Source organism: Candidatus Arsenophonus triatominarum, from assembly GCF_001640365.1.
In the GTDB taxonomy this organism is placed as follows: domain Bacteria; phylum Pseudomonadota; class Gammaproteobacteria; order Enterobacterales; family Enterobacteriaceae; genus Arsenophonus; species Arsenophonus triatominarum.
This window is the reverse complement of the sequence record NZ_LWMI01000015.1, coordinates 1-13684: the sequence shown is the minus strand read 5'-3', so window position 1 is coordinate 13684 and position 13684 is coordinate 1. Positions and strand designations below refer to the sequence as shown.

Here is a 13684-nt window from a genome sequence, read left to right as displayed (position 1 = left end):
CTTTCGCCATATCGAGGGCAATGTGGTATTCCTTTGCCGGACGGCCTCCGAAGGGTTTTCCCCAGAATTGGTGAAAACTATAAGTCGATATTTTCAGCAAATCCATATTGCTTAATTCTGTCTTTTATCCATGTGGTAAAATCTTTACCGATTTCCAAAAACGCATGTAGATCACGTGCATTGACAGTTTGGATTAATGCCCGTTGATGTTTTTTGTTTCGATGTTTATTAAATTTGACATAAAGGTATCTCTCAATAGTTAAATTGATGAATGATTACCCCTGTAAAAAGGGGCGTTAGGATTATTTAGTTACGTTGGAGGAAGCGATTGACGTTCGCCTGTTGCCATCTTTCAAGGGATTGAGTCATGACGCTATCGTGTGCGTGAGTGCTGGATTCTAACAGTTGCTGCATTTCACGAAGTACGGTCTCGACATCGTCTTTATGACGAAGTAAACGACGGATAACTTGTTTTTCAGCATCAAAAATAGCTGATTTGAGCGTGTTAGTCATGCCGTAAATCCGGCGGCATTCTTGCAATTATTGCGATTTGATTAACCTCGAAGTGCTGAGGCGATGCGATTCCTGTCGCATGACGTAGCGCATACCAGATACCTTGTGTCCATGCTTTTTCAAACCTAAATCCATTAGCCATGCTCCAAACAAGATGAGCTAGATTACGAGTATCGTTTATCATTTAAGAGTTCGGGGCTTCGGGTCTTGGTTGCGGGTTATTAACTTTTGCTGAATTAAAGTAACAGTCTTCTAGTTGCTCGAATACATCCCATGCTTTATCGGTTTCAAGCATTTTAGCATGTCTTGCCGCCCCACGTTCTGTCCAAAGGATGAGGCTACGGGTATTTTTAGCAACTAACCCCTCTTAAAGAGGGTCTGTTCTTGAAATTTTTTAACTCGTAGTTTTCAAGGTTTAAATAAATGTTTACCAACAATAAATCTATCAGCATTTCGAAGATAGTTATTTTGGATATGTTTGACCTCTGTTCTGTAAAGCTGAGCGAGTAGTTCGGTAGTGATTACAGGGAGGTCATTGTGAGTAATAACAGTAAGATTATCTGCAGTAATTTGATAGTTCATAATTTACATCCTGTTAGATTGTTCAAATAACCCATTGTTCGGATGGGCGGTCGGGTACTTGAACACCGCTAACAGACGGCCAGCAATTTTCCCTTCTAAAAGGTGTTGTATCTTTTGCTCGCTACCCGACCATAACAATCTATGGACGTAAAAAAACCGCATTACTTTCGGGAGCGGTATCCGCTGTTAGTGGTGTGTTCAGCACCTGATATAGAATATAGCGCATGATTTCTTCTTTCGTCAATGGGTATTTAAAATGTCAATGTTTTACTATGCTGCTGTAATCCCGTTCACCATCACGCTTAGCAATCGTGGGAATTGGTTATCGTAGAATATTTTCTATGCCTATGTACTGACCCAATTTATTTGTCGCGTTAATTATTTCAGAAGGCTTGAGCTTCAGCTCTGTTTTTGCAAAATCCAGTAATATAAGTCCCGCATTAATCTTATCGGTAAACTCTTGTTGATGAGTTATTACGTTATAATTACAAGCGGTTGTTGCTCTATTTTTTTCTATAATTGTTTCTTTTTTGAGCCACGTAGCGTAACGGATAGCTAATGTTTCTACAGCCCAAATTCCTGATTCAATACCACCATGCATTATTTGTACTGAATTTTTACCTAAGATTTTTATTACTTTAGAAATACCTTTACTTTTAATAAAAGCAGATGGCCGTTGCGACTCTGTAGCTTTACCTTGCGCAACTGCAGCACGATGTAAATCATTCAGACAATAACGCCCGAAAGCATCTTGACGGACAACGGTATTTTCAATAACAACTAATTTTGACATAAAAATATTTCTCCGTAATTAAACAAATAAAGGTATTAACGCGAAAAATTTTGCAGATTGCAGCCTAAACCCGTTATACTTACCAAAAGGAGGATTTCCTATGGGTCAGGTTGCATTTGATACACTACAGGCATCAGAAGAGCTTCAAACGGCTGGGCTTACTAGTCAGCAAGCTAAGGCTATTTCACTTGTTGTACGTAGATCTCATGAAGTTGCGGATGTAGCGACTAAAGCTGATATTGTTGAGGTAAATCGCAATATTGCTGATGTTCGTAAAGACTTATCGGCTGAGATGAATTTACGTTTTGAAAAAGTAGATGCTCAAATCTCTGATGTTCGTAAAGATATGGCGGTGCGTTTCGAGAAAACTGATGGTCAGATAGCGTTGATTCGTAAAGACGTTGAAACTATTGCTACTGGACTACTTTTAAAACTTGGTGGTGTAATCGTTGTGACTATTAGTGCTGCAACTGCAATACTCAAATTCTTCTAATTCCTCGGTTGCAGGTTCAAGTCCTGCACAGCCCGCCAATTTCACGATATATCTTCATCAGTCTTAAATTCTCTTTTTTAAGACGCTTATTTTCTTTTGTTAAGCACTGTATAATTTCTTTGAAAGTTTTTGTTTCCATGTCGTCGTCATTCCATATATCAATGCTGCTTAAGTATTTTGCATCGCTCAAATGACGACTACCATTAGTAATCCCAACCAGATTACCCATATTGGGATGCTTTGCTGTTACAATGCGTGGATTGTCCAATCTCATTATGTGTACTCCTTGTTAACATTTGCTGAAAAGTTAGGATGTGTGCCAAGTGCCTCTTGGTGTCCGATTACAGTCATCACGGTCGGGTAAACGCAATCAAACTATATTTAGCTATTTGAAAGATAATTTATAGAATGTTGACTGTCCCGCGAGCGCAGAGCCGCATTCACACATCCTGAAACTAATTTGATTGCCAGATATTTCTGGCGCGTCAGGCTCGCTCCCTCTGTGTAATCCAACAACACACAAAACAGGAATAATGATCACCTTAATAAGACATTGATTATATTATGAATTGTTTATTTATGATTAATAAAAAGAAAGGATTTGATTTTGTGAATTGATTAATTATTCTCCTATCAGATGGAATTCAATGTCTTCAGGTTCGCAGAAGTCGATATTATCATAAATTCCATATTTGCTTGCTATATCAAGAATTGCATCATTCATCTTGCTGGATGTCATTTGTGAATCGATAATTCTTTCAAATTTTTTATAATCTTCTTCGTTCATATCTACTATATAGTTACACTTTGCTCTAACATCAGCAACAATTTGAACCTTAATCGTTTTGTTATTCTCAAACATTAGCAGTTACTCCGAAGTTGAGCTTAGGTTTATTTTTAAACCTTTTAGCAGTGTATAAAGCTATTTCAGGCAAACAGCAATTATCAAATGAGTCATAAACTTTAGTTAGGCGTATTGATATTGCTTTTTCTACACGACTCATCATTTTTCTTTTTAGTGAAAGAACAGGGCGTTTAGGATTTGGAGTTGTTAGTTGGTTAGATTTTTTAGATGGGTTTAACGCTGCTTTCAATGCCAAATTAAGCGCTTTGTTATAGTTATAGGCTGCTCGCTTGGCGCTTCTACGCTCATGTCTACGACAGCGAGCATTATCATAACCATGAAAGTTACACATATTACCTCCTGACAATGGGTTTTGGTGGTGTGTGCCGGAGGTATCCGGATTATATTTACAGTCATATTGGTAGTACCCTGGTGTTGGTTTCAACTTTATGGCTGCAATTTGGTTATTTCACACACCCCAAAACCGACTGTTTGGGTGTTTTATGGTTCGCTTTTTCAGCGAAATGGTGTTAAAGAGCGGTATTGCTTATAGCTAGGCGACTTAATTTTGATTACAAGGTGTGTTATGAGTTATACAATTGATTTTCGACGTAAAGTAATATCTGTAAGGAAAGCCGAAGGTTTAACAATTCGAGAAACTGCGAAACAATTCCGTATTGGAAAAGCGTCTTTAGTACGTTGGCTTAAACGACCAGAGCCAAAAAATTCAACGCCACGTAAGAGGAAGCTCGATAAAAATGCTTTAGCAAAAGATGTGGAACAGTATCCAGATGCTTACCAAAAGGAACGGGCAGAGCGATTCGGTGTTTGTAAAAAGACTATTTGGCAATCCCTTAAAAAGCTGGGATTAACCTATAAAAAAAACTCTATTCCATCCAAAAACCAACGAAAGCGACAGGCTGGCACATCAGCAAAAAAGACAACAGTATGAAAAAAAAGATAAATCTGTTGTTTTTATTGATGAAAGTGGTTTTTCACATGACACTCCACGAACTCACGGCTATTCCCCAAAAGGTCACCGTTGTTTTGGCCTGAAAAACTGGGGTGCTAAGGGAAGAACAAATGTTATTGGCGCTTTATTGGGAACAACCCTTTTTGCTATCGGATTATTTGATTGCAATATTAACCGTGATGTTTTTTATGTTTGGATCACAAAAATATTGCTCCCAGAACTTCCTGAAAATTCTGTTATTTTTATGGACAACGCTAGCTTTCACAAAGGTAAGAATATTGAACAGGCAATTATAAACGCAGGACACCAGATAGAATATTTGCCTGTGTATTCACCAGATTTAAATCCTATAGAACATAAATGGTCTCAAGCTAAACGTAAAAAGATGGAAACAGGATGCACTATCGATGACCTGTTTTTAATACATATGCTGTAATCAAAATTAAGTCGCCTAGCTATAACTGTCGTCACTTGCCTTCATGTTCATACGCCTTCGGCTGGCTACTTAGCAGCGTCTGGCAAAGTTTCAGATAACTCGTGGTATTGTCTGGCGTTTGCCTGTTGCAGTGAGTTGATGAGATATAGATTGCAAGAAAATATTGTAAATTGCAAGTATGTTTTCAATTTTTAATTGGAAATCAAGATGAGGAAAATTAAAAAGAGAGGTTATTTATTTGATAATTAGATTATTTTTTTTCCGCGAGCTTCAGCAAGTTCTTCAAGTAATTTATCATAATGACGTTGTTTTTCATGAAGAGAGTTAATTAGTAAGTTTTTTTCACTTTCAGGGAGCTTTTCAAACAATTCAATAAGAATTCTATGTTGTTCTGATAATGTTGCGGATTTTGTTACATTTGAATGAGATGCTTTTTCTTCAGCTTCATCCATGAAAAACCAATGAGGCGGGAATCCTGTAATTTCTGATAATTTTTTTAAATTAGTTCCTCTAGGTGAACTGATGCCTTTCACCCATTGTTGAATAGCTTGCGGGCTAATACTTAGCCTCCTTGCTAAGTCTGACTGACTCCAGCCATTCTTTTTTAACACCTGAATAATTCTCAGGGATGAATTTATGCTTTTTTGATCTTTCATAAAATTATTTTACAACATTTCCTTGCAATCCTCTCTGAAAGAATTTCTTGATTTTTTAATTTTTTCTTGTAAATTAATCAATCTCTATATTGAGGACTGCTTTATGGATAAAAACATTAAGAATCGTATAGCTGGAATAGCTAGCCAAACTGAAATTGCAAATTTTATAGGTCATGAACCTCAAGCTATAAGTTCATGGTTTAAAAATGGCGTACCTCCTAAAAAAGTTCTTCGCTTATGTGAAGCTTTAGAGTGGCAGATCACTCCCCACGAGTTACGCCCTGATATTTACCCAAACCCAACAGATGGTATCCCTGCTGATAAGCAAACTACCATGTAAGTAACACCGCTCTTTAACAACCTGGCCTCCCTGAAATTGGGAGATTTTACCTTCCCAGCCCATCGGGAGGGATAACTATTATCTGAAACTTATGGAATTAAGTGTAGGATAAGATTGCTGCAAAGACTATCAAATCATTTTGTATGTATGCCATTTGATTTGCGGGTTTTTGAGTATTTTCTTGCAGAATAGAGATAAGTATTCGGTAAGCAACAGTTATCAAATGAAGGCTGAGACTTTTTGTCTTTTAGATTGAGAGTGAGTGATGCAATGGTATTAATGGTGTCATCTTGCTTGTTGAATATGGAATCAAGGATTTGCTCTGTAGAACGGGGTTTAGGTTTCGCTTCGTATTCAGCACGTTTTCTATCCCAGAATGCCATTTGTTTTGCCAGGCGACGAGATTTAGCGTTGTCTTTTTTAGGTTTAAAGATAATGGTTGCCATTTTGTTCCTCCTAAATAAGTTTTAGTGGTGTGTGCCGGATGCTTTCGGTTTGTACTCACAGTCTGTTTATTCCCTGGTGTAAAAATAAAGTTCGACTGTTTAGTTGTATTCACACATCCCAAAACTCACTTGGTGGTGATGCTCTAACGCTTATTCAGAGCGATGATTCCAATATGTTAAAGAGCGAGATGACTTAAAGCATGTTGCTCAATAGTGAAATAAAGTTGCTTAAAATAAAAACAAGTTAGATACATCTAAAAAATACAAAAATAGTTTATTTTTTTAATCTTATATGGGTTATTTTTAATGCAAAAATTGATGATTTTATCATCATCGGCTGGTTTTTTTGTAAGTCATAATTAATTTTGCTATTGAGCAACAGGCTTTTAGGTACTGATGACTTCACTTGCCTTCATGTTCATACGCCTTCGGCTGGCTACTTAGCAGCGTCTGGCAAAGTTTCAGATAACTCGAGGTCTTGTCTGGCGTTTGCCTGTTGCAGTGAGTTGATGGTAATTATATTATCTCAGATAATTAAAAATATAAATATCTCAGATAATATTTTTTATTTAGAGGATGTTGTGGGGGAAATATCAATGAAAAAATATGTTTTAATAAATTGTAATAACTTAATTTATAGATAATTTTAAGTATGGATTTTATCTCAATTTAAAAATTGACTGGGCATCATTATATAGCTAGGCGACTTAATTTTGATTACAAGGTGTGTTATGAGTTATACAATTGATTTTCGACGTAAAGTAATATCTGTAAGGAAAGCCGAAGGTTTAACAATTCGAGAAACTGCGAAACAATTCCGTATTGGAAAAGCGTCTTTAGTACGTTGGCTTAAACGACCAGAGCCAAAAAATTCAACGCCACGTAAGAGGAAGCTCGATAAAAATGCTTTAGCAAAAGATGTGGAACAGTATCCAGATGCTTACCAAAAGGAACGGGCAGAGCGATTCGGTGTTTGTAAAAAGACTATTTGGCAATCCCTTAAAAAGCTGGGATTAACCTATAAAAAAAACTCTATTCCATCCAAAAACCAACGAAAGCGACAGGCTGGCACATCAGCAAAAAAGACAACAGTATGAAAAAAAAGATAAATCTGTTGTTTTTATTGATGAAAGTGGTTTTTCACATGACACTCCACGAACTCACGGCTATTCCCCAAAAGGTCACCGTTGTTTTGGCCTGAAAAACTGGGGTGCTAAGGGAAGAACAAATGTTATTGGCGCTTTATTGGGAACAACCCTTTTTGCTATCGGATTATTTGATTGCAATATTAATCGTGATGTTTTTTATGTTTGGATCACAAAAATATTGCTCCCAGAACTTCCTGAAAATTCTGTTATTTTTATGGACAACGCTAGCTTTCACAAAGGTAAGAATATTGAACAGGCAATTATAAACGCAGGACACCAGATAGAATATTTGCCTGTGTATTCACCAGATTTAAATCCTATAGAACATAAATGGTCTCAAGCTAAACGTAAAAAGATGGAAACAGGATGCACTATCGATGACCTGTTTTTAATACATATGCTGTAATCAAAATTAAGTCGCCTAGCTATAGGAAGGTGAATTCGATTTTAACAAGCGTGTTTGTTTACTTTTTTAGATGCTAATTCTTCATGATTTTTTCAAAGTATTTTTTCTTCGATTTCATTACATCAATGATTTTTTCTGCTTCGCTTTCTGGCAAATCATTATATAAATCAAGTAGTAATTTTTCTTTTTGAGAGAGAGTGTTTTTTCTACATAATAATTATTCATATCTGAAGTAGGTAAATTTCTTATAGAAGAGAAAAGCTCCGCCATGTCTGGACGGATTTCTTCAGGTCTTACTTTTAGTAATACCGCAAATCTCAAAACTGCTTCAACACCTAACGCTAACTTGCCAGTAAGGTAATGACTAACTGTAGCTTGAGTTGAAAAGCCAAGTAGCTCGGCGGCCTTATCTTGAGTCAAGCTAAGTTCTTTTTTATTTTTATCCCAAATTTGCTTTAGCCTTTTTGCTGCTAGCAAATCTTCATCTGTAATTGTTCTATTTTTTTTCATATTAATAGTTTATTAAACAAGTTAATAAAATGGAAAGCTCTGAGCTATTGAAATTAAAAATATCTGTGATAATATTTTGTGTATTAGAAAGGAGAGTATATGAAATTAAATGATTACCTATCTAAATATTCGATAAATCAGCAAAAATTTGCGGGTTTAGTTGGAACAACACAAGGATTTGTTAGCCATGTCATAACAGGTCGCAGTTTTCCTAGCGGAAGAAATACTTTGTTTATGGAGTAAAGCTACAAATTGGTGTGTAACTCCACATGAATTAAACCCTGATCTTTATCCAAACCCGACAGATGGTATCCCTGCTGATAAGCAAAATGCCATCTAAGTAACACCGCTCTTTAACAACCTGGCCTCCCTGAAATTGGGAGATTATTAAATTCCCAGCCCATCGGGAGGGATAACTATTATCTGAAACTTATGGAATTAATTATAGACATGGAAACCACAATTACACGCAAATCAAATGCAAAAACATTGAAGCCAAAATACGCAATGGCATTCAGGTACATTCAGCAATAAGAATTGCTGAGGCTATTGGCGTCAATCCATCTCAAATCACGAGATGGCAGTCAGAGGATGGAGTAATTCCGAAGATGGCAAAACTGCTTGATTGCATTGGCTACGATTCACCGAAGCAGGATTTAGTCATAACCAATATCTCAGGTAAAGAGATACGCAAGCTGATAGACATGCTAGAGTACTTAAGATTGCCAAAAAAAGAAGCTTCAAGGTTAAAAAACGATAAAGCTTTTGAGAATTGTAATGAGCTTTGTGTTTGATGAAGAAAGTTTAGTATTTCAAGGAGAAGGGAAACGACGAATTTCCCTTTTTTTCTTTCAATTTCAGCGAGGTCATTATGCCAAGAAATCGCCGATTTATCAATAAAAACCATGAAGAAAAAGCCCATCCAGATAGTCCTGATGGGCTATTGGTTGCTGCATCAAAAAACAAAGATTTTGCCCGTCGGTTAGTATCAAAGTCCTGAAAAAGTTATAAATTCACTAAAAGAGATAACGTTATGGCAAGAGCAAGAAATATCAAACCTGGTTTTTCAGCAATGATGATTTAGCTGAGTGCGAACCATTAGCAAGACTTTTGTTCGCGGGATTATGGACGATTGCGGATAGAGAAGGTCGTCTTGAAGATAAGCCCCGTAAAATAAAAGCAATGGTATTACCTTATGATGAAGCGGATTGTGAAAAGTTATTGTCCCAGTTACACAGTAAAAATTTTATCACTCGGTATTCAGTTGATGGGAATGACTACATCCAAATTAATAATTGGAAAAAACATCAAAATCCTCATTGTAAAGAGTCACCAGTGAAATCCCTGAACAGATTACTCAATTTATTGATAATAAAGCAGCATCAGAAAAGCACCATACTAATACAGTGCAAGAATCTGACAAGCACTTAAAACCTAAAACCCAACAAACGAACGAACAAAATTTAAACACTTCTCATGTTGGTTATAATCAATCGACATTGACTTCTAAACAGGATGAACAGCCAAACAATTTGTCGCCGACTGTTGTTCAGGAACATGATGAATTATTTCAAGCTACTGAAAAACAAGATAAAAAAGAAGAGTACCGTACAAGTACAGTGCAAGCACCATATAAGCACAGTTTTAATCCTGCTGATTCCCTCTTAACCTGATTCCTGATTCCTTAACCTGATTCCCTATAACACCCAAGCCGAAAAAATGGCTTGTGAGGATGAAGGGAAGAAATATCTGCTGATGTTCATTCGATGTCAGAAAAATTGCGTTTGAGGGAAAGGTGATACGCCTGAATCACAAAGACTTCGCTGATTGGCAAAAACTTTACCCCAATCTCGATCTGCCCAGTGAATTACTGAGGCTGGATATTGAATATCAACCACGACAAACCGAAGAAATGGTTTATCACCACGAGTCAGAAACTGAATTACCAGAATAAACAGGCTGTAAGAAATCCTGTTCGAAAGGTTTCAGGTATGGTGACTATTTTTCGCATTTTGATTATGGTCAAACCGAAATTCCATCATGGGGCGGAGGTGTAACATGGGTTATCGAACAAAAATCGAATCATTGAAAATTCGGTTGGAAGATACACTTCAAAAACCGAAAGTGATAGAAAATACTGTCGTGCAGGAGATAACTGTCACTTGTGAAAAACACGGAGAATATCAAACTTACAAGCGAAAATTGTTGAGTCTGTAGTGGCATACTAAATTTGGCCACCTAAGTTGAGGTGATATGCTTACCTCATAATTTTTATAGGTGCCGAAATGAGTAAAATAATTACTGCTGAATTTAAATGTGAAACCGCCAAATTAGTCCTTGACCAAAATTACACCTACCAGGAAGCCGCGAAAGGCATGAACGTCAGTCTTTCAGCGATTAGCCGGTGGGTAAGAGCCCTTCGTTTAGAACGTCAAGGGAAAACATCGCCTGGTCTGCCATTAACACCTGAACAAATTGAGTTCAGAGAAATGAAGAAAAAAATCCACCGGCTGGAAATGGAGAATGACATCTTAAAAAAGGCTACTGCGCTCTTAATGTCCGACTCACTGAAAAATTTTCGGTAGTTGAAAAGCTAAGAGTGCTTTATCCGGTGAAAACTTTGTGTCGTATTTTTAATGTTCACCGAAGCAGTTATCGCTATTGGTGTCGGCCTAAGGAGCCAGATATTGAGCGGACGATAAAACGTAGCCTAGTCAGCGAAGCGTGGAACGTTAGTGGCGGCTCTGCTGGCGCAAGGACTATCGCCACGATGGTTACCAATACACACAACGTGAAACTTGGGCGGTGGTTAGCGGGTAAGTTGATGAAAGAATTAATCATCGTCAGTTGCCAAGAGCGAAAACATAAATACAACCGCGGTGGAAATGAACGTATTGATATTCCAAATCTGCTCAATAGGCAGTTCGCTGTTACAAAGCCTGACCAGGTTTGGTGCGGCGATGTAACCTATATTTGGACAGGCTCACGATGGGCCTATCTGGCTGTGGTATTGGATTTGTTTGCCCGAAAACCGGTGGGCTGGGCAATGTCATTTGCACCAGACTCAGAATTAACCGCCAAATGCCTGCCTAAACTGACGACTGGTATAATGACTTCCCTGATCACTATGGAACATCACCTGTTTGGGATGCCCACGTAGTTCCCAAGCCATTTGTAGTGCTTTGGCGGTTAATTCTGAGTCTGGTGCAAATGACATTGCCCAGCCCACCGGTTTTCGGGCAAACAAATCCAATACCACAGCCAGATAGGCCCATCGTGAGCCTGTCCAAATATAGGTTACATCGCCGCACCAAACCTGGTCAGGCTTTGTAACAGCGAACTGCCTATTGAGCAGATTTGGAATATCAATACGTTCATTTCCACCGCGGTTGTATTTATGTTTTCGCTCTTGGCAACTGACGATGATTAATTCTTTCATCAACTTACCCGCTAACCACCGCCCAAGTTTCACGTTGTGTGTATTGGTAACCATCGTGGCGATAGTCCTTGCGCCAGCAGAGCCGCCACTAACGTTCCACGCTTCGCTGACTAGGCTACGTTTTATCGTCCGCTCAATATCTGGCTCCTTAGGCCGACACCAATAGCGATAACTGCTTCGGTGAACATTAAAAATACGACACAAAGTTTTCACCGGATAAAGCACTCTTAGCTTTTCAACTACCGAAAATTTTTCAGTGAGTCGGACATTAAGAGCGCAGTAGCCTTTTTTTAAGATGTCATTCTCCATTTCCAGCCGGTGGATTTTTTTCTTCATTTCTCTGAACTCAATTTGTTCAGGTGTTAATGGCAGACCAGGCGATGTTTTCCCTTGACGTTCTAAACGAAGGGCTCTTACCCACCGGCTAATCGCTGAAAGACTGACGTTCATGCCTTTCGCGGCTTCCTGGTAGGTGTAATTTTGGTCAAGGACTAATTTGGCGGTTTCACATTTAAATTCAGCAGTAATTATTTTACTCATTTCGGCACCTATAAAAATTATGAGGTAAGCATATCACCTCAACTTAGGTGGCCAAATTTAGTATGCCACTACAGACTCAACAATTTTCGCTTGTAAGTTTGATATTCTCCGTGTTTTTCACAAGTGACAGTTATCTCCTGCACGACAGTATTTTCTATCACTTTCGGTTTTTGAAGTGTATCTTCCAACCGAATTTTCAATGATTCGATTTTTGTTCGATAACCCATGTTACACCTCCGCCCATGATGGAATTTCGGTTTGACCATAATCAAAATGCGAAAAATTAGTCACCATACCTGAAACCTTTCGAACAGGATTTCTTACAGCCTGTTTATTCTGGTAATTCAGTTTCTGACTCGTGGTGATAAACCATTTCTTCGGTTTGTCGTGTTGATATTCAATATCCAGCCTCAGTAATTCACTGGGCAGATCGAGATTGGGGTAAAGTTTTTGCCAATCAGCGAAGTCTTTGTGATTCAGGCGTATCACCTTTCCCTCAAACGCAATTTTTCTGACATCGAATGAACATCAGCAGATATTTCTTCCCTTCATCCTCACAAGCCATTTTTTCGGCTTGGGTGTTATAGGGAATCAGGTTAAGGGAATCAGGAATCAGGTTAAGGGAATCAGCAGGATTAAAACTGTGCTTATATGGTGCTTGCACTGTACTTGTACGGTACTCTTCTTTTTTATCTTGTTTTTCAGTAGCTTGAAATAATTCATCATGTTCCTGAACAACAGTCGGCGACAAATTGTTTGGCTGTTCATCCTGTTTAGAAGTCAATGTCGATTGATTATAACCAACATGAGAAGTGTTTAAATTTTGTTCGTTCGTTTGTTGGGTTTTAGGTTTTAAGTGCTTGTCAGATTCTTGCACTGTATTAGTATGGTGCTTTTCTGATGCTGCTTTATTATCAATAAATTGAGTAATCTGTTCAGGGATTTCACTGGGTGACTCTTTACAATGAGGATCTTTGATGTTTTTTCCAATTATTAATTTGGATGTAGTCATTCCCATCAACTGAATACCGAGTGAGTAAAATTTTTACTGTGTAACTGGGACAATAACTTTTCACAATCCGCTTCATCATAAGGTAATACCATTGCTTTTATTTTACGGGGCTTATCTTCAAGACGACCTTCTCTATCCGCAATCGTCCATAATCCCGCGAACAAAAGTCTTGCTAATGGTTCGCACTCAGCTAAATCATCATTGCTGAAAAAACCAGGTTTGATATTTCTTGCTCTTGCCATAACGTTATCTCTTTTAGTGAATTTATAACTTTTTCAGGACTTTGATACTAACCGACGGCAAAATCTTTGTTTTTTGATGCAGCAACCAATAGCCCATCAGGACTATCTGGATGGGCTTTTTCTTCATGGTTTTTATTGATAAATCGGCGATTTCTTGGCATAATGACCTCGCTGAAATTGAAAGAAAAAAAGGGAAATTCGTCGTTTCCCTTCTCCCTTGAAATACTAAACTTTCTTCATCAAACACAAAGCTCATTACAATTCTCAAAAGCTTTCATCGTTTTTGTAACCTTGAAGCTTCTTTTTTTGGC

The 13684-nt window shown here is 37.9% G+C and carries 26 protein-coding genes and 3 pseudogenes; 13 read left to right on the top strand and 16 right to left on the bottom strand.

What is annotated here, in order from left to right:
• Positions 1 to 77: 77 nt before the first annotated feature.
• From AYJ55_RS33260 to AYJ55_RS13890, 5 genes and pseudogenes are all read right to left on the bottom strand, one after another.
• On the bottom strand, positions 78 to 194 hold the full coding sequence (locus AYJ55_RS33260) for an antA/AntB antirepressor family protein (RefSeq protein ID WP_074168067.1): 117 nt from the start codon (positions 192 to 194) through the stop codon (positions 78 to 80).
• Positions 195 to 306: 112 nt separating this feature from the next.
• The gene (locus AYJ55_RS30850; RefSeq protein WP_063656507.1) at positions 307 to 513 is read right to left on the bottom strand and encodes a hypothetical protein; all 207 of its coding nucleotides are present in this window, start codon (positions 511 to 513) and stop codon (positions 307 to 309) included.
• Positions 506 to 697, bottom strand: a complete 192-nt coding sequence (locus tag AYJ55_RS29130; protein ID WP_162505579.1) for a hypothetical protein — start codon at positions 695 to 697, stop codon at positions 506 to 508. The genes AYJ55_RS30850 and AYJ55_RS29130 overlap by 8 nt, the downstream gene beginning before the upstream one ends.
• 36 nt (positions 698 to 733) lie before the next feature.
• Positions 734 to 1095 (bottom strand): annotated as a pseudogene (locus AYJ55_RS29125) (ORF6N domain-containing protein); the annotation flags it as partial.
• 322 nt (positions 1096 to 1417) lie between these two features.
• Positions 1418 to 1888: a KilA-N domain-containing protein gene (locus AYJ55_RS13890; RefSeq protein ID WP_063656503.1), complete on the bottom strand. Its 471-nt coding sequence runs from the start codon at positions 1886 to 1888 to the stop codon at positions 1418 to 1420.
• 100 nt (positions 1889 to 1988) lie between these two features.
• Between AYJ55_RS13890 and AYJ55_RS13885 the strand changes: the two genes are divergently transcribed.
• Complete coding sequence (locus AYJ55_RS13885; RefSeq protein WP_063656501.1) at positions 1989 to 2381, top strand: hypothetical protein; 393 nt, start codon at positions 1989 to 1991, stop codon at positions 2379 to 2381.
• A gap of 16 nt (positions 2382 to 2397) precedes the next feature.
• On the opposite strand, the gene AYJ55_RS13880 is transcribed toward AYJ55_RS13885, so the two are convergent.
• From AYJ55_RS13880 to AYJ55_RS13870, 3 genes are all read right to left on the bottom strand, one after another.
• On the bottom strand, positions 2398 to 2655 hold the full coding sequence (locus AYJ55_RS13880) for a hypothetical protein (RefSeq protein WP_063656976.1): 258 nt from the start codon (positions 2653 to 2655) through the stop codon (positions 2398 to 2400).
• Between the two features lie 348 nt (positions 2656 to 3003).
• On the bottom strand, positions 3004 to 3243 hold the full coding sequence (locus AYJ55_RS13875) for a hypothetical protein (protein ID WP_063656975.1): 240 nt from the start codon (positions 3241 to 3243) through the stop codon (positions 3004 to 3006).
• Positions 3236 to 3670, bottom strand: a complete 435-nt coding sequence (locus tag AYJ55_RS13870; RefSeq protein ID WP_245677380.1) for a transcriptional antitermination N peptide — start codon at positions 3668 to 3670, stop codon at positions 3236 to 3238. Before AYJ55_RS13870 ends, AYJ55_RS13875 begins: the two co-directional genes overlap by 8 nt.
• Before the next feature lie 141 nt (positions 3671 to 3811).
• Here AYJ55_RS13870 and AYJ55_RS13865 point away from each other — a divergent pair, with 141 nt between their 5' ends.
• Positions 3812 to 4177, top strand: coding sequence for an IS630 transposase-related protein (locus AYJ55_RS13865; RefSeq protein ID WP_063653415.1), 366 nt, complete (start codon positions 3812 to 3814; stop codon positions 4175 to 4177).
• Positions 4101 to 4634: an IS630 family transposase gene (locus AYJ55_RS13860; RefSeq protein WP_162505291.1), complete on the top strand. Its 534-nt coding sequence runs from the start codon at positions 4101 to 4103 to the stop codon at positions 4632 to 4634. The genes AYJ55_RS13865 and AYJ55_RS13860 overlap by 77 nt, the downstream gene beginning before the upstream one ends.
• A gap of 245 nt (positions 4635 to 4879) precedes the next feature.
• On the opposite strand, the gene AYJ55_RS13855 is transcribed toward AYJ55_RS13860, so the two are convergent.
• A complete protein-coding gene (locus AYJ55_RS13855; protein ID WP_063656974.1) occupies positions 4880 to 5290 on the bottom strand; it encodes a helix-turn-helix domain-containing protein in 411 nt (136 codons plus the stop codon).
• A gap of 103 nt (positions 5291 to 5393) precedes the next feature.
• On the opposite strand from AYJ55_RS13855, the gene AYJ55_RS13850 reads away from it, so the two are divergent.
• On the top strand, positions 5394 to 5630 hold the full coding sequence (locus AYJ55_RS13850; protein ID WP_063656951.1) for a transcriptional regulator: 237 nt from the start codon (positions 5394 to 5396) through the stop codon (positions 5628 to 5630).
• Positions 5631 to 5764: 134 nt separating this feature from the next.
• Here AYJ55_RS13850 and AYJ55_RS13845 read toward each other — a convergent pair whose 3' ends face one another.
• The gene (locus AYJ55_RS13845; RefSeq protein ID WP_063656973.1) at positions 5765 to 6076 is read right to left on the bottom strand and encodes a hypothetical protein; all 312 of its coding nucleotides are present in this window, start codon (positions 6074 to 6076) and stop codon (positions 5765 to 5767) included.
• 731 nt (positions 6077 to 6807) lie between these two features.
• Here AYJ55_RS13845 and AYJ55_RS13840 point away from each other — a divergent pair.
• Both AYJ55_RS13840 and AYJ55_RS13835 read left to right on the top strand, forming a co-directional pair.
• Positions 6808 to 7173, top strand: a complete 366-nt coding sequence (locus AYJ55_RS13840) for an IS630 transposase-related protein (RefSeq protein ID WP_063653415.1) — start codon at positions 6808 to 6810, stop codon at positions 7171 to 7173.
• Positions 7097 to 7630: an IS630 family transposase gene (locus AYJ55_RS13835; protein WP_162505291.1), complete on the top strand. Its 534-nt coding sequence runs from the start codon at positions 7097 to 7099 to the stop codon at positions 7628 to 7630. The genes AYJ55_RS13840 and AYJ55_RS13835 overlap by 77 nt, the downstream gene beginning before the upstream one ends.
• A gap of 117 nt (positions 7631 to 7747) precedes the next feature.
• Here the strand turns inward: AYJ55_RS13835 and AYJ55_RS13830 are convergent, their stop codons facing one another.
• Positions 7748 to 8140 carry a helix-turn-helix domain-containing protein gene (locus AYJ55_RS13830; protein WP_162505578.1) on the bottom strand — a complete coding sequence of 131 codons (393 nt, stop codon included), beginning with the start codon at positions 8138 to 8140 and terminating at the stop codon, positions 7748 to 7750.
• A gap of 99 nt (positions 8141 to 8239) precedes the next feature.
• Between AYJ55_RS13830 and AYJ55_RS35160 the strand changes: the two genes are divergently transcribed.
• The 6 genes and pseudogenes from AYJ55_RS35160 to AYJ55_RS33250 form a co-directional block, all read left to right on the top strand.
• Positions 8240 to 8383, top strand: a complete 144-nt coding sequence (locus tag AYJ55_RS35160; protein WP_342668172.1) for a hypothetical protein — start codon at positions 8240 to 8242, stop codon at positions 8381 to 8383.
• A 194-nt stretch (positions 8384 to 8577) separates the two neighbouring features.
• A complete protein-coding gene (locus AYJ55_RS34660) occupies positions 8578 to 8934 on the top strand; it encodes a CII family transcriptional regulator (protein WP_162505577.1) in 357 nt (118 codons plus the stop codon).
• A 612-nt stretch (positions 8935 to 9546) separates the two neighbouring features.
• Positions 9547 to 9813 (top strand): hypothetical protein, encoded by a 267-nt coding sequence (locus AYJ55_RS13810; RefSeq protein ID WP_063656970.1) that lies wholly within the window; start codon positions 9547 to 9549, stop codon positions 9811 to 9813.
• Positions 9814 to 9935: 122 nt separating this feature from the next.
• Positions 9936 to 10094 (top strand): hypothetical protein, encoded by a 159-nt coding sequence (locus AYJ55_RS30845; protein WP_187153272.1) that lies wholly within the window; start codon positions 9936 to 9938, stop codon positions 10092 to 10094.
• Positions 10095 to 10198: 104 nt separating this feature from the next.
• Complete coding sequence (locus AYJ55_RS30840; protein WP_187153269.1) at positions 10199 to 10357, top strand: hypothetical protein; 159 nt, start codon at positions 10199 to 10201, stop codon at positions 10355 to 10357.
• Positions 10358 to 10425: 68 nt separating this feature from the next.
• Positions 10426 to 11228 (top strand): annotated as a pseudogene (locus AYJ55_RS33250) (IS3 family transposase); the annotation flags it as partial.
• On the opposite strand, the pseudogene AYJ55_RS29115 reads toward AYJ55_RS33250, so the two are convergent.
• The 5 genes and pseudogenes from AYJ55_RS29115 to AYJ55_RS13785 all read right to left on the bottom strand — a co-directional run.
• Positions 11226 to 12119: pseudogene (locus tag AYJ55_RS29115) on the bottom strand (IS3 family transposase); the annotation flags it as partial. The pseudogenes AYJ55_RS33250 and AYJ55_RS29115 overlap by 3 nt on opposite strands.
• A gap of 68 nt (positions 12120 to 12187) precedes the next feature.
• Positions 12188 to 12346 (bottom strand): hypothetical protein, encoded by a 159-nt coding sequence (locus AYJ55_RS30835; RefSeq protein WP_187153269.1) that lies wholly within the window; start codon positions 12344 to 12346, stop codon positions 12188 to 12190.
• A gap of 1 nt (position 12347) precedes the next feature.
• Positions 12348 to 12608, bottom strand: coding sequence for a hypothetical protein (locus AYJ55_RS13795; RefSeq protein WP_063656946.1), 261 nt, complete (start codon positions 12606 to 12608; stop codon positions 12348 to 12350).
• A gap of 7 nt (positions 12609 to 12615) precedes the next feature.
• Positions 12616 to 13131, bottom strand: a complete 516-nt coding sequence (locus AYJ55_RS13790; protein ID WP_187153271.1) for a hypothetical protein — start codon at positions 13129 to 13131, stop codon at positions 12616 to 12618.
• Positions 13132 to 13136: 5 nt separating this feature from the next.
• Positions 13137 to 13373 (bottom strand): hypothetical protein, encoded by a 237-nt coding sequence (locus AYJ55_RS13785; RefSeq protein ID WP_063656967.1) that lies wholly within the window; start codon positions 13371 to 13373, stop codon positions 13137 to 13139.
• A 66-nt stretch (positions 13374 to 13439) separates the two neighbouring features.
• Here AYJ55_RS13785 and AYJ55_RS31980 point away from each other — a divergent pair.
• The coding region (locus AYJ55_RS31980) for a hypothetical protein (protein WP_222703495.1) at positions 13440 to 13684 on the top strand (245 nt) is incomplete at its 3' end.

Excerpts from the sequence above, each read along its gene's own strand:
- AYJ55_RS13885 (WP_063656501.1), top strand. The coding sequence starts at position 1,989 with ATGGGTCAGGTTGCATTTGATACACTACAGGCATCAGAAGAGCTTCAA.
- AYJ55_RS13840 (WP_063653415.1), top strand. The coding sequence starts at position 6,808 with ATGAGTTATACAATTGATTTTCGACGTAAAGTAATATCTGTAAGGAAA.
- AYJ55_RS30835 (WP_187153269.1), bottom strand. The coding sequence starts at position 12,346 with ATGGGTTATCGAACAAAAATCGAATCATTGAAAATTCGGTTGGAAGAT.
- AYJ55_RS13845 (WP_063656973.1), bottom strand. The coding sequence starts at position 6,076 with ATGGCAACCATTATCTTTAAACCTAAAAAAGACAACGCTAAATCTCGT.
- AYJ55_RS29130 (WP_162505579.1), bottom strand. The coding sequence starts at position 697 with ATGATAAACGATACTCGTAATCTAGCTCATCTTGTTTGGAGCATGGCT.
- AYJ55_RS13785 (WP_063656967.1), bottom strand. The coding sequence starts at position 13,373 with ATGGCAAGAGCAAGAAATATCAAACCTGGTTTTTTCAGCAATGATGAT.
- AYJ55_RS13790 (WP_187153271.1), bottom strand. The coding sequence starts at position 13,131 with ATGACTACATCCAAATTAATAATTGGAAAAAACATCAAAGATCCTCAT.
- AYJ55_RS35160 (WP_342668172.1), top strand. The coding sequence starts at position 8,240 with ATGAAATTAAATGATTACCTATCTAAATATTCGATAAATCAGCAAAAA.
- AYJ55_RS13850 (WP_063656951.1), top strand. The coding sequence starts at position 5,394 with ATGGATAAAAACATTAAGAATCGTATAGCTGGAATAGCTAGCCAAACT.
- AYJ55_RS13880 (WP_063656976.1), bottom strand. The coding sequence starts at position 2,655 with ATGAGATTGGACAATCCACGCATTGTAACAGCAAAGCATCCCAATATG.
- AYJ55_RS13890 (WP_063656503.1), bottom strand. The coding sequence starts at position 1,888 with ATGTCAAAATTAGTTGTTATTGAAAATACCGTTGTCCGTCAAGATGCT.
- AYJ55_RS13830 (WP_162505578.1), bottom strand. The coding sequence starts at position 8,140 with ATGAAAAAAAATAGAACAATTACAGATGAAGATTTGCTAGCAGCAAAA.
- AYJ55_RS30850 (WP_063656507.1), bottom strand. The coding sequence starts at position 513 with ATGACTAACACGCTCAAATCAGCTATTTTTGATGCTGAAAAACAAGTT.
- AYJ55_RS30840 (WP_187153269.1), top strand. The coding sequence starts at position 10,199 with ATGGGTTATCGAACAAAAATCGAATCATTGAAAATTCGGTTGGAAGAT.
- AYJ55_RS13865 (WP_063653415.1), top strand. The coding sequence starts at position 3,812 with ATGAGTTATACAATTGATTTTCGACGTAAAGTAATATCTGTAAGGAAA.
- AYJ55_RS13855 (WP_063656974.1), bottom strand. The coding sequence starts at position 5,290 with ATGAAAGATCAAAAAAGCATAAATTCATCCCTGAGAATTATTCAGGTG.
- AYJ55_RS13875 (WP_063656975.1), bottom strand. The coding sequence starts at position 3,243 with ATGTTTGAGAATAACAAAACGATTAAGGTTCAAATTGTTGCTGATGTT.